This is a genomic window from Miniphocaeibacter halophilus (assembly GCF_016458825.1).
Classification (GTDB): Bacteria; Bacillota; Clostridia; order Tissierellales; family Peptoniphilaceae; genus Miniphocaeibacter; species Miniphocaeibacter halophilus.
In genome coordinates this window covers 848,591-862,310 of the sequence record NZ_CP066744.1, presented here as the reverse complement: position 1 = coordinate 862,310, position 13,720 = coordinate 848,591, and the positions used below count along the sequence as shown (strand labels likewise).

Genomic DNA, 13,720 nt, shown 5'->3' with positions numbered 1-13,720 from the left:
TATTAATATGGTTTTAAGACAGAAGGGCATTTCATTTAGAAACGCCCCTTTAAAACTACTATTTATTCTACAAGTTCAAAATAATCAAAATCAATAAGTTGTGCTATTATTGTTGTATTAAATCCGTCCCAATATGTATCTTTTGACATATATTCTATACTTGGAATTGTAAATTTATAGTCGTAGTATTTTTCGTCGATATCTTCAAATTTTAACAATTCAAATCTTTGTAAAGGTTTAAAAAATACCAAGTAAAGATTTTTATCCTTTAATTTAAGGCAATATTCTTTAGTTTCATAATCTTTAAAATACTTTGCATGGCTATCTAATATTTCTTCTCCAAATTTAAAAAGTTTTGTTTTTATATTTTCCATATCGGTAGTGATTTTATCAACTTGAGCTATATTATATTGACTATCTATTTTGTTTTCATTAAAATCAACAATAACTTTTATAGGATTTAATTGTAATATTACTTGATTTTTATTTTCGTCATACTGTATATTTGTATATTTATTTTCATATTCAAATTCATTTTCCATTTTAGATAATTTATTATAATATTTATTTTCTAAATCTGTTAATATTACATCAGTTTTCATTTTTATCTCCTTTTTTATAATATTTTAAGTTAAAATTTTTAACTTTAGTCATATATGGACAGATAGTATTTTATTTACCTTATTATATCTATACCCTAATGTATATTGAAACAAATTATATTTATATTTAATATGTATTTTATTTTCCTTTAATAAATTATTATTAAATTTTTGAAAAATGTAACAAATATTACATCTTTTCTTTGTTATTTTGTGTATTCTATATTAAATAGGAGGGATAAAAAATGCTAGGAATTGTAAAAAATGAAATTGGACCTATATTTGAAGGGGAAAATTATAAGGTAGTAAAAAAATCAGCAAGTAAGGGAGATAATATTCCGGTTCATAACCATCCTGGAGAAGATATAATTTTTTCCTTAATAAAGGGAAATGTTATGGTTCATTTAAATGAAAGGGAAGATTATAATTTGAGACAAGGGGACGTTTTGAATTTTAATGGAGAAAATACTATTTCCATAGATTTTATTGAAGATTCAGAAATTGTTATAGTTTTAGTCAAGAACAAATAGAATAGATTATATATTAAAAAGAAAAGACTATTAGTTTTAGATTTTTATCTAATAAATAATAGTCTTTTTTATAACGTTATTTTCCTATCATAATATTTAAAATTTCATCGTCTGTATTTTTCATTCCAACTGATGCCATTCTACCAATGTTTTCAATGGTTTTTTCTACATTTTCACCAACTATACCATCACCGGAATCAAAAACTATATCTCTTTTTGCCATATCAATAGCTAAGAAGGCATTTTCCAAGGCCACTGCTATTTTAAGGGCGCAGGAAGGTTTGGCACCGTCACATACTATACCACCAGATGTAGCCAGTGTATTTACAAGGACTTTTTCAATTTGTTCCTCGTTTAATCCCATTAAATAACCAATTCCACAACCGGCAGCTGCACCTGCACTTACTACTCCGCAGAAGGCAGATAATTTTCCAATGAATTGTTTTTGGTGAATTGTAGTTAAGTTTGCAACTATTAGGGCTCTGTATAATTTATCTTTAGAAGCATTAATAGATTTTGCATAGGTAATTACCGGTAAAGATGTAGTTATTCCTTGATTTCCTGAACCGGAGTTTATTACTACAGGTAAGCCACATCCACCCATTCTTGCATCTGATGCGGCAGTAGTACAAGCCTTTACTTCTGATTTTATATCGGTTTCAAAAGATGTTTCAGATATTATATGACCAATGCCTGCACCATATTTTCCAGATAATCCTTCTTTTGAAATGTTTGTATTACATTCAATTTGTAGGTCTAATCTATTAGTTAGTTCTTTTCTTTTTGACAGATCAACAGAATCGGCAAATTCTATAATGCTGTGTATATTTAATAAAGATTTATCGCATTCTTGATTGTCGCCACTACTATCATCTTCAGATGAGTATATTACTTCCTTGTTTTTTGTTATTTTTGATATATTACTATGTCTATCTTTAATTTCTACTGACACTACATCGTTTTCAAATATTAGTTCAGTTCTTATATAAAGTAAGTTTGGTACATCTGCTATTTCAATAGTAAATATTTTAGATGCTATTAATTTTTTTGCTTCCTCAATATTACTTTCTGTAATATCTTCTAAAACCTTTAAGTTTTTGTCAGAATTTCCTCCAACAATGCCTAGTGCAGCTGCAACTTCAATTCCCTTAAGTCCATTGGAATTAGGTACTGTTACTGATTTTGCATTTTTAATAATATTTTTACTGCAATGAAGTATTACTTTTGTAGGTACCTTATTTAATATACTTTTGGCTTTTGCTGCACATAATGCAATGGCAATAGGTTCTGTACAACCTAATGCTTGTTGTAAATCCTCTAATAAAATTTCTTCAAATTTATCGTAATATTGTTCTTCCATAATAAGCTCCTTATGATTTATAAACGGTATTTGTTATAATATAGTATATACTATAAATATTCGTCTGATATTATTACTAATCATATCAGACGAACGTGTAACTGTCAATAATGAGGTGGATATGAAAAAGAAATTAAATTTAAGAGAACAAGTGTATAAAAGTTTGAAATTAGATATTATTTCCGGGAAATATAGCTTAGAAGATACTATTAATGAAAAGGCGTTAATGAATCAATATAATATTAGTAAAGCTCCTGTTAGAGATGCCTTAATAGAGTTATGTAATGATGGAATTTTAAAAAGCATACCAAGGTTAGGCTATAAAATAATTAATTATTCAAATGAGTACCTAGAAGGGATTTTAAAGTTTAGATTAATTATTGAACCAAAATATTTAAATGAATATTGGAACAGATTAAGTGATGAAAATATAAAAGAACTGGAAAATTTACACAGAGAACAAATGGACAGCTCTGATAGAAACGACCCTGTAATATATTGGAAGACAAATCAAGACTTTCATTTGAAGCTTGCTTCTTTTTATCATGATGAATTTTTTTACGAAACTCTAGAAAATGCTTTAAATAAGCAGATGTTGGTCTTTTCACAATTCTATTGGACAAGTTGGGACAAACAGGTTTTTAATAGATACACACATCAACATGATGAATTGATTGAATTTTTAAAAAACGGTAACAAAGAAAAGGCAATTAAGGATTTACAAAAGGATATCGCTTCATTTATGAAAAAATAGGAGGATGTATGATAAAAAGTAAAAATAGAATTACAGGAGGTTTTTTCTATTAGTAATACTTGTAACAGTACTTTGTTTTAACAATTATTCAAGTGCCAATAATATTTCTACTATAAAAATATCGGGTAATAGCAGGTATACAACAGCTGTAGAAATAAGCAAAAATAGTTTTAATAAAAGCGAATATGCAGTTATAGCCAGTGGAGATGATTTTCCGGACGCACTTTCTGCAACATCTTTGGCAACTGTGTTAGATGCCCCTGTTCTTTTAATTAGTAAAGATAGTATACAGGATGAAGTCCTAGAAGAATTAACAAGACTGGAAGTAAAAAAAATATATATTATAGGGGGAGAGTCTACTATATCAAATAAGGCAATAGATAAAATAGATTATGAAAAAGAAGTATTAGCCGGAATAGATAGATATGATACAAATAATATAGTTATTTCGGAAATTGAAGAAATAAAGGGAAATAGCAATGGCTATACTATTGTTACTGGAGAAAAATATGCCGATTCTGTTGTAGCAGTAGGAATATCCATAAAGGAAGATTCACCAATTAAACTGGTAAATAAAGTTATTGAGAAACAATATAATTTAGATTCTAATTATATTGTAGGAGGAAAAGCTTCTGTTAATATTTCTAATTTAAAAGGGAAAAGAGTTTCTGGAAGTAATAGAATACTAACTTCTTTAGAACTTGCTAAAATATCACATCCAAATTCTAATAGTGCAATAATAGCTTCCAGTGAAAATTATGCTGATGCTTTATCGGCAGTAAGTTTATGTAAAAAATATGACGCTCCGATTCTATTAACTGAAAACAATAATCTAGATAAGAATATTTTAAATTATATTAAAGAAAAAAATATTTCAAATTTCATAATAGCCGGTGGTTCTGTTAGTAATATAGTTATTGAAGGTTTATTAACAGGAGAAAGTGTTAACTTTTTTAAACCTGTGGAAATTCCTAACAATATTAAAGAAAAAATGACAGGAGTATCAATGCCTAATAATGCAAAGATAGGTTTTAATGACTTAGTTTATCTTCCTCTATTACATTATGATTTTAATGGTGAAATTAAAAAGGGAGAAATAATTGTTAATAAAAAAGTTGGAAGGGAAGTAGGTAATATTTTTAAAGAATTATTTGATATAAAATATCCTATTGAGAAAATCAAATTAATTGATGAATACAAAGCAGATGATAATATGTCTATGGCAGATAATAATAGTTCAGGATTTAACTATAGATTAATATCGGGAACTAATAGATTATCAAAGCATGCAGAAGGGCTGGCTATAGATATAAATCCCCTTTATAATCCCTATATAAAAAATGGTCTTGCTATTCCAAAGGAAAGCCAGCCGTATGTAAATAGAGGGATGAAGTTAGAGTGGATGATTTTTAAAAACGATAAAATATATAATATTTTCCAAAAATATGGTTGGAAATGGGGTGGTAGTTGGACAAATCCGGACTACCAACATTTTGAAAAATAAATAACTTGCTAGGATATCAAATTGAGGACAAAAGCATTTTAGATAAGAAGCAAAATCTAAGATGCTTTTTTTATTTTCATATTTTAAAAAGCTATAGCAATGCTTATATACCAAGAAGGAAATTTTATATAAAAATATATTGCCACAAAAGTATAAGATAATGGATATTCAACATAAAATTTTAGTTTTATAATATATAGTGACGGGGAATATATAAATACTGTCGAAAAAAATAAAAAACATGTCTTTTAGTCGCATTGTCTTTATAGAAGAGTATTATAAATAGATAGATGCTAATATTTAGGAAAGGAGTTCAATATGTCAACAAAAAAAGAATTAGAGGAGTTAATTGATGAAATAACTTTTATGTTTGATTCAGATAATGCCAATCAATTTACAACGAAGTTTTTTAGTTCTTCTTTAAATTTAAGCAGAACTGCAACAAGTGAATATTTAAATGAGTTGTTCAAAGATGGAAAACTAATAAAGGTTTTATCTAGACCGGTTTATTATTATTCTAAAAAGACTTTGGAAAGCTTGTATGGTATTAAATTTGATACAAATGAATTTCTTAGTTTGGAAGGTTTATTTAATATTTTAGATGAATCAACAGATGATTTCCATAATGTAATAGGTAAAAATGGATCTTTAAAGGAAGCTTTGTCCAGGATTAAAACAGCTCTTTTATATCCGGGAGGGTTGCCAATGTTATTGGAAGGAGTGGTTGGATCGGGAAAACGTTTCTTAGTCTCTTCATCTTTTGATTTTTTAAAGAAGCGAAAGCTAATAGAAAAGGATATGAATTTAGTACATTTTCATCCTTCTTATTATGATAATGAAAATAACATGGATACTGCCTTGTTTAATCCTGACTTTGGATTTTGGAATAAGGCAAAAGGTTCTATGTTGTATATTAGCCACGTTGAGAAATTAAGTGTTTCTTTACAGAACAAACTAGCAGATAAAATAGATTATAAAAACACAAATAATTCAGATGAACCGTTTTTAATAATGAGTACAACAAAGGATATATCCGTATTAAATGAAAAATTACAGTTAGTAATTCCCATAGATATAAAAATACCATCAATAAAGGAAAGACCTTTTACTGAAAGAAAAAATATACTTTTAAAATTTCTTCTTAAGGAGGAGAAAAGCCTTGGTAAGAAGATTATTCTATCTAAAGTTGCCCTTGATGAACTATTAGATGCCTATATGGAAAGTGGAGTTACTAAATTAAGGGTTGATTTAAGAAAACTACTGTCGGAAGTTATTCAAGATAGTGACGATGAAACTATTATAATCCAAAGATATCATATTCCTAAAACTGGTAAAAGAGTATCCTTTGAAACAGATGATTCAAAAGAACTTGAACTTATGGAAATATCGGAGCATTTTAGCGAGGAAAGGTTAGAAAAAACCGAAAACATAGAATATTATAGCAAATTATTAAAAATATTTGAAAATTATGAAAAGAATAAAGATTTTTCAAGATTCATAGATGAGAGTAGGGCTTTGACTAGAAAATACTATGATAATATAGCTTTTTCTAAAAAGATCAATAATTTCAATGAATCAGATAGCATTGAAAAAAATTTAATCAATATTTTAGATGAGATAGTGGAAAATACTCGAGTAGTCTTACCTTTTAACTGTGTTTCCCTATTATCTAAGGAAATATCACAGTATTTGGATGAAAGGTCATATTATGAAAAATGGCTTTTTGAAAAATATTTTCAAATTGAGGAGCTGTTAAATTTTTTTAAGATACAAATGGAGACTGCTTACTTAATCGCCGATCATATAGCTTCAATTCTTCAAGAACGCTTTTCAATAATAATGCCAAGTATGAGCAAGGTATTTTTAACTTTAAATATATATTTTTATAACAGGGAGCTGGAAGATCGTCTAACATCAGGAATAATTATATGCCATGGATATTCAACAGCAACTAGCATGGCAGATACTGCCAATACTATGTTAGGCCATCAGGTGTTTAGAGGAATCGATATGCCTCTACATGCCAATGTTAAAGAAATAGCATTAGAGATGGATAACTTTTTATTAAATCATAAGTATTTAAAAAATGTAATACTCTTGGTGGATATGGGGTCATTATCTGAAATAGAAAAATATTTAAAGATCTATACAAATATAAATTTAGCTGTTGTAACAAATGCTTCAACAGCAGTGGCTTTATATATAGGAGAAGGGTTATTGGAACATGAGGAGTTTTCAAAGATAGTATCCGATGTAGAGGTGAAAATTAAAACCACCAGTAGAATCATATCTCTTAATAAGAAAAAGACGGCAGTATTATTTATAAGCGATATGGGCTTAGAGGTATCTAAAAGCATTTCAGAACTGGTACAGCAAAGTCTTCCTAGAACAATAAATATAGAATGGATTTGTATTGATATAGATAAGATGAATAATTTTTTTAACAATCCTATTTTTGCAGATTATGATATAAAGTTAATTGTTGGAGCTGAAGGACTGTCAAAGGACATTAAGACAGTTTCCCTAGAGGAGTTAGTACAACCTACAGATTTAAGTATTTTAGATGATATATTGAAACAGGATTTAACTTATGATGAGATAGAGCTTTTCCATAAAAACCTATTAAAAAATCTATCCCTTAGAAGTGTAATGGAACATATAACTATTTTAAATGTGGATAGGCTTATGGATTTAACAGTAGATGCTGTTAGTAAGCTACAGAAGAATTTAAATAGGAAATTTTTACCAAAGACCTTAGTGGGAATTTATATCCATATTAGTAATTTAATTGAAAGATTAGTAACTAAAAACGAGCTACAAGTACGGGAGGAAAACACTAAACTATTTGAAAAAAATAATAGGGAATTTATTTTAGCCGTTAGGAATAGTTTTTCAAATCTTTTAGAGGACTATAATGTTGAAATTCCAATAAGTGAAATAATTTATATATATGATTATATATCCCATGATGAAAAGGTTGTAGAGGAGGAGCTATGAAGAAAAAACAGCTTTGTATAATGAACCATCATTATCAGTTTTATTCAATAGAAGAGGTTTTTAAAACGGCTAATGGTCTTGGCATAGAGAACATAGAAATGTGGACTGCTCCCCAACATCTCTATGTTGATTATTTGAATTATGATAGTTTGGAAAAAATAATAGGGTATTCCAAGAAGTACAATGTTAAAATAGCCTGTATTTGTCCGGAACAAACCAATCCAAAACCAAATAATATGGCAGCTATAGATGAAAATCAAAGAAGGAGAACACAAGATTACTTTAGAAATATAGTGGATATTGCCAGTATTACAGGAGCCGGAAAGGTAGTGGTAACATCAGGATGGGGCTTTTTAGACATCTCCAGGGAAAAAAGTTGGAATTATAGTATAGATATGATGAAAAGGATATGTTCCTATGCTGAAAAAAGGAATGTTCAGTTGTGCATAGAGGCATTACAGCTAACAGAATCTAACTTAGTTAATAACATAAAGGATCTGTATAGATATTTAAATGAGGTAAATTCAGATTACTTGAATATTTGTATAGATTTAGGAGCTGCATCTATTGCAGGGGATTCAATAGATGAATATTTTAATATTTTTGGTGAAAAAATAAAACATTGCCATTTTGTAGATGTTGGAGAAGATACCCATTTAGCTTGGGGAGATGGAAGCAGGGATATGTTAGAGGATTTAATGGTATTTAAAAAGTATGGATATGAAGGGTATTTAAGTATGGAAATTGCAAGTAGTAGATATCATAAAAAACCATTTCTCGCAGATAAGCAATCATATAGTAAATTTATAGAAAATATAGAAAAAGTAAACAGCATAGTGAGGAAGAAAATATGAGGAAATTCGTCATTGCAGGTCATGGTAGATTTTCAAGTGGTTTAATGAGTGCTATAGAATTAATTATAGGGAAACAGGATGATGTTTTAGTTCTAGATTGCTATATTGACCCTAAGCAGAATGTGGAAGAAGATGTAGAAAAAATATTTGACAATGTAGCAGAAGGCACGGAATTAATATGCTTTACGGATATGTTAGGAGGAAGTGTTAACAATATATTTATGAAATATATTAATCGTTCCAATATCTATATATTTACAGGAAGTTCTTTGCCTGTATTACTTGAGGCTTTTAGTAATAAAGAAGAACCTTGGGAATCACTAAGGGCTTATATATTGGATATTGGAAACAAGGACTTCTGTCTATGTAATGATATTTCAAAACAAGAGGAAGAGGATTTTTAGGAGGCAATTATGATTAAGTTATTAAGGGTAGACCACCGCTTACTTCATGGACAGGTGGCTTTTTCATGGACTAACTCTATAGGAGCAGATTGTATATTAGTAGCCAGTGACAAGGTAGTAAAAGATGAAATATGGAAAACTACCTTAAGATTAGGAAAGCCGGCAGGAGTTAAACTTGTTATTAAGGGAATACAAGATTCTATAGATTCAATAAATCAAGGGAAAACCGATAAATATAAATTACTAATAGTGGTTCAAACTATTGAAGATGCAGAGAAAATTGCTAGAAATTGTCCTGTAATTAAAAGTATAAATTTAGGAGGGGTGAAGCATGTAGAGGGTTCTGAACAAATAGGAAAAAGTGTTTATTTAACTGAGGAGGACAAGAGAATAATAAGAAAACTTATTAAAGATGGTTATGAAGTTGAAATGAGACAGTTAGCCGATGACAGTAAAAAAAATGTAGCAAATTTAATATAAAAGAAAGAGGTGAAATATGTTAAAAGCAATTCTTGTTGGTTTAGTAGCGGCTTTAGGCGCATTCGATTATCAATTAGGAACATCATATTTATTTAGACCTATTACTTTAGGACCTTTGGTAGGATTAATTTTAGGGGATTTTAAAACGGAAATTATAATTGGTGCAAATTTGGAAATGCTTTTCATGGGGGCGATTTCGGTTGGAGCATATATTCCACCAGATGTAATAGTAGGTGGAGTATTAGCAACAGCTTTCGCCATTCAATTAGGAGAAGGTGTGGAAGTGGCTTTAGCCCTTGCTATGCCTATAGCTTTATTATCATTAAGTATAGGTAATTTATTGGACATAGTTAATGTATTATCATTGAGGATAGCTGATAGAGGTGCAGAGAAAGGGAATAGCAAAGCTATATTTTGGGATCACAGATTAATAGGAATAATAAAAATTTGTAGAAGATTTTTATTAACATTTTTAGCTTTTTGGCTTGGAGTAGATATTATGCAAGGTGTTCTTGATGGTATACCGGAATTTATTATTACAGGTTTAGGAGCTGCAGCAGGAATACTTCCTGCAATGGGTTTTGCAATGCTTATGACAATGGTTTTGAAAAAGGAAATTATTCCATTTTATTTTATAGGCTTTGTGTTGGCAGCATATCTAGAAATGCCAATCTTTGGAGTGGCAATTATAGGAGTAAGCTATATTTTAGTAAATTATGGATTTTTAAAGAAACAACCGGAGTCTACTGTTGCAACTGAAGGTGTAGATGACTTTGATGGAGGTGATGATGATGACTTCTAATAACTATATAGATAAGAACGGGAAAAAGGCTTTGTTTACTAAAAAAGATATGACTAAAATGGCCTTAAATGAAGGGGCTTTAGGCATGGAGTTTTCATGGAATTATGAAAGACAGATGCATTTAGCTTTCTGCATGATGATAGATCCCTATTTAGAAAAGATATATAAGAATGATCCGGTAGGGTATAGACTAGCTTTAACAAGACATGTAGAATTCTTTAATATTACACCTCAACTAGCTCCTTTTGTTGGAGGTATAGCAGTTTCTATGGAAGAGGCAATAGCAAAAAAAGAAATGGAACCGGAATCTGTTTCTAATATTAAAACAGCTTTAATGGGACCTTTATCAGGAATTGGAGACTCAATATTCCTAGGATGTATAAGAATAATTGCTTTAGGAATAGGCTTATCCTTTGCCTTAGATGGAAATATCCTAGGACCAATTCTGTATTGGTTAATTTATAATATACCTGCTTTTGGACTAAGAATATTTGGTGCTCAAAAGGGATATGAACTGGGTTTTTCATACTTGGATAAAATTCAGAAATCCGGTTTAATGAATAAATTAATGGAAGCTGCCGGAGTACTTTCAATGATAGTTATTGGTGCCATGTCTTCAGGAATGGTATATACAACATTAGGACTTGAAATAGGATCAGGGGAAAGTGTTCAAACATTACAGGAACTATTAGATGGAATAATGCCGGGAATAGTTGCCTTGGGAGTAACTTGGTTATACTATTGGCTACTTAAAAAGAGAGTTAGTCCGATGGTGTTAATAGTTTGTACAGTAATAATAGGAATAGTTGGGGCATATTTTGGAATTTTTGTTAGTTAATATTAAGGAGATAACAATGAAAGAATTACTTAAATTTAATAAGGAAGAGTATTTAGATGGAGCAAAATTAATTATTGATTCTCAATCAATTGCAGAAAAAAAAGCGGAAGAAATATATAAAGAAGGGTTTGAGAATATATTTTTTGTAGCAGTAGGAGGAAGTTTGGCTCCTATGATGGCTATAGCAGACATGGCAAAACAATTTACTACAATGCCAATTTTTATAGAACAAGCTAATGAATTATTATATAGGGGAAATAAAAATTTGACGAAAGAATCATTAGTTATTACCATGTCAAAATCAGGGGATACAAAGGAAACTGTGGAAATATCTAAATATTGCTCAAAAAAGAACATTAGAGTAGTTAGCTTTACAAGAGATGAAAAAACACTTCTAGCACAAAAATTCTAAATACTATATTCCCATGAGACACAAAAAGGGAGTAGAATTTGAATATATTTTACTGTATTGGTTTTTCTTTAAACTTTTATATTTGAATGGTGACTTTGAAGACTATGAAGAATTTGCTAATCAGCTAAAAATATTGCCGGATAATTTTATTAAATTAAAAGAAGCCTTTGAAGAAAAAGCTGATAAAATAGCGAAGAATACTTACGATAGTGATTACATGATTTGGATAGGTGGAAATGAAATGTGGGGTGAAACCTATTTATTTTCAATGTGTATCCTAGAGGAGATGCAATGGTTTAAAACTAAAAGCGTAAGATCCAGTGAATTCTTCCATGGAACTCTTGAGCTAGTAGATGAAACCAGTACCGTATTTCTTATAAAGGGAAGTGGCAAGACTAGGGTATTAGATGAAAGAGTTGAAAATTTCTGTAAGGAAAGAGCTGGAAAGTTTGTAGTAATCGACCCTGATGAATACGCTTTAACCGGAATTGATGAAAAATACAGATGGATGATTTCACCACTTATGGTTTCCACTATGTTAGTGGACCGTTTAGCAGTTTATTATGAAAAATATTCCCATCATAATTTAGACTATAGAAGATATTATCGTCAATTTGATTATTAATAGACTAAAGGATATAAATTAAGAGATCAAATAATAGTAAAATAGCTGTTGGAAAACCAAACTTGTGGCTTCCAACAGCTATTTTATCTATCTTATTTATTATTGAAGGGCAGGTTAATTGGATTATAAATCCTTTCCATTACTAGCTATTACTTTTTTATACCAGTAAAAAGAATCTTTTCTATATCTTTCTAAATCCCCGCTACCATCATCTTGTTTGTTTACATATATAAATCCATATCGTTTTGCCATTTCTCCAGTTGAGGCAGATATTAAGTCTATACAGCCCCAAGGTGTGTAAGCTCGTAAGTCAACACCTTCATCAACAGCTTCAGACATAGCTTGTATATGTTTTTTCAAATAATCTATTCTATAGTCATCATGAATAGTTTTATCATCTTCAAGTTTATCAATGGCACCAAGTCCATTTTCAACAACCATAATAGGTACTTCATATCTATTATAAATTTCTATTAAAAGATATTTTAATCCAGTAGGATCTATTTGCCATCCCCATTCACTAGCTTCTAAATATGGATTTTTAACTCCAAAAAGGAAATTTCCGGAAGCTTTTTCTGCAGTTGGATCACTGGAAATACAAGAGCTCATATAATAACTTAAGGTATAGAAGTCAACTTTTCCTTCTTTTAGAATTTCAAGATCTCCGTCTTCCATTTTAATTTCAATATCATTATCTTCCCAATATTTCTTTGCATATGAAGGATATTCTCCCCGAACTTGAACATCTGAACAATAATAATTATTTATATTGTTATAGTATTGTGCCAAAATCACATCTTCAGGTTTACAAGTTAAAGGATATAAAGGTGCAAATATATTCATACATCCAATTTGGAAATTTGGATTTATTTCATGGGCTATTTTTGTCACTTTTGCACTAGCTATAAATTGATGATGTAAAGCTTGTAGCCTGTCTTTTAATTCTGTTTCTTGCTCAACTAAAACAGTATCTTCATCAGGTACTATTGCAAGGCTTAAGTAGGAACCAATGCCGGCCATAGTCATGTTTATTTCATTAAATGTTAGCCAATATTTAACTTTATTTTTATATCTTTTAAAAATTACTTCACAATACTTTACAAAATAATCTATGAATTTTCTTGAAGTCCAACCCTTATGTTCTTTAGCTATATGAAAAGGAGTTTCATAGTGGGATATTGTCACTATAGGTTCAATATTATATTTTTTTAATTCATCAAATACATTGTCATAAAATTGTAGCCCTTCTTCATTTGGCTTATCTTCATCTCCGTTAGGGAAAATTCTTGACCAAGCTATTGAAAGTCTAAAGGTTTTAAATCCCATTTCAGCAAATAATTTAATATCTTCCTTATATCTATGATAGAAATCTATTCCATCATGATTTGGATAATCTCCATCTTCTCTTAAGATAGGAGTTATAATTCTGGGAGTTTCTTTGCTACCTCTTGTTAAGTGGTCGGAAATATTTGGGCCTTTTCCACCAATATTCCAAGCACCTTCAAATTGGTTTGCAGCAGTAGCTCCGCCCCATAAAAAATCATCTCTAAACATAAGT

General features: G+C 29.7%; 14 protein-coding genes. 11 read left to right on the top strand and 3 right to left on the bottom strand.

The window, feature by feature from the left end; genetic code table 11:
* Window positions 1-62: 62 nt before the first annotated feature.
* Window positions 63-602 (bottom strand): hypothetical protein, encoded by a 540-nt coding sequence (locus JFY71_RS04215; protein WP_243661799.1) that lies wholly within the window; start codon window positions 600-602, stop codon window positions 63-65.
* 245 nt (window positions 603-847) lie between these two features.
* On the opposite strand from JFY71_RS04215, the gene JFY71_RS04210 reads away from it, so the two are divergent.
* Entirely contained in the window at window positions 848-1,132 is a 285-nt protein-coding gene (locus JFY71_RS04210; protein WP_243661798.1) for a hypothetical protein, read from the top strand.
* A gap of 76 nt (window positions 1,133-1,208) precedes the next feature.
* Here JFY71_RS04210 and JFY71_RS04205 read toward each other — a convergent pair whose 3' ends face one another.
* Window positions 1,209-2,492 (bottom strand): L-cysteine desulfidase family protein, encoded by a 1,284-nt coding sequence (locus JFY71_RS04205; RefSeq protein WP_243661797.1) that lies wholly within the window; start codon window positions 2,490-2,492, stop codon window positions 1,209-1,211.
* Window positions 2,493-2,613: 121 nt separating this feature from the next.
* Between JFY71_RS04205 and JFY71_RS04200 the strand changes: the two genes are divergently transcribed.
* The 10 genes from JFY71_RS04200 to JFY71_RS04155 all read left to right on the top strand — a co-directional run bounded on the left by JFY71_RS04200 (window position 2,614) and on the right by JFY71_RS04155 (window position 12,162).
* The gene (locus tag JFY71_RS04200; RefSeq protein WP_243661796.1) at window positions 2,614-3,246 is read left to right on the top strand and encodes a GntR family transcriptional regulator; all 633 of its coding nucleotides are present in this window, start codon (window positions 2,614-2,616) and stop codon (window positions 3,244-3,246) included.
* 55 nt (window positions 3,247-3,301) lie between these two features.
* Entirely contained in the window at window positions 3,302-4,750 is a 1,449-nt protein-coding gene (locus JFY71_RS04195) for a cell wall-binding repeat-containing protein (RefSeq protein WP_338041881.1), read from the top strand.
* 318 nt (window positions 4,751-5,068) lie between these two features.
* Complete coding sequence (locus JFY71_RS04190) at window positions 5,069-7,747, top strand: PRD domain-containing protein (protein WP_243661795.1); 2,679 nt, start codon at window positions 5,069-5,071, stop codon at window positions 7,745-7,747.
* Window positions 7,744-8,601 (top strand): sugar phosphate isomerase/epimerase family protein, encoded by an 858-nt coding sequence (locus JFY71_RS04185; protein WP_243661794.1) that lies wholly within the window; start codon window positions 7,744-7,746, stop codon window positions 8,599-8,601. The genes JFY71_RS04190 and JFY71_RS04185 overlap by 4 nt, the downstream gene beginning before the upstream one ends.
* Window positions 8,598-9,005 carry a PTS sugar transporter subunit IIA gene (locus tag JFY71_RS04180; protein ID WP_243661793.1) on the top strand — a complete coding sequence of 136 codons (408 nt, stop codon included), beginning with the start codon at window positions 8,598-8,600 and terminating at the stop codon, window positions 9,003-9,005. Before JFY71_RS04185 ends, JFY71_RS04180 begins: the two co-directional genes overlap by 4 nt.
* Before the next feature lie 9 nt (window positions 9,006-9,014).
* Complete coding sequence (locus JFY71_RS04175; RefSeq protein ID WP_243661792.1) at window positions 9,015-9,485, top strand: PTS sugar transporter subunit IIB; 471 nt, start codon at window positions 9,015-9,017, stop codon at window positions 9,483-9,485.
* A gap of 16 nt (window positions 9,486-9,501) precedes the next feature.
* A complete protein-coding gene (locus JFY71_RS04170) occupies window positions 9,502-10,287 on the top strand; it encodes a PTS mannose/fructose/sorbose/N-acetylgalactosamine transporter subunit IIC (protein WP_243661791.1) in 786 nt (261 codons plus the stop codon).
* Window positions 10,274-11,125 (top strand): PTS system mannose/fructose/sorbose family transporter subunit IID, encoded by an 852-nt coding sequence (locus tag JFY71_RS04165; protein ID WP_243661790.1) that lies wholly within the window; start codon window positions 10,274-10,276, stop codon window positions 11,123-11,125. Before JFY71_RS04170 ends, JFY71_RS04165 begins: the two co-directional genes overlap by 14 nt.
* Window positions 11,126-11,141: 16 nt before the next feature.
* Window positions 11,142-11,537 carry an SIS domain-containing protein gene (locus tag JFY71_RS04160; protein WP_243661789.1) on the top strand — a complete coding sequence of 132 codons (396 nt, stop codon included), beginning with the start codon at window positions 11,142-11,144 and terminating at the stop codon, window positions 11,535-11,537.
* Window positions 11,538-11,550: 13 nt separating this feature from the next.
* Complete coding sequence (locus JFY71_RS04155; RefSeq protein ID WP_243661788.1) at window positions 11,551-12,162, top strand: SIS domain-containing protein; 612 nt, start codon at window positions 11,551-11,553, stop codon at window positions 12,160-12,162.
* 123 nt (window positions 12,163-12,285) lie between these two features.
* On the opposite strand, the gene JFY71_RS04150 is transcribed toward JFY71_RS04155, so the two are convergent.
* Window positions 12,286-13,716 (bottom strand): glycoside hydrolase family 1 protein, encoded by a 1,431-nt coding sequence (locus tag JFY71_RS04150; protein WP_243661787.1) that lies wholly within the window; start codon window positions 13,714-13,716, stop codon window positions 12,286-12,288.
* Between the last annotated feature and the right edge of the window lie 4 nt (window positions 13,717-13,720).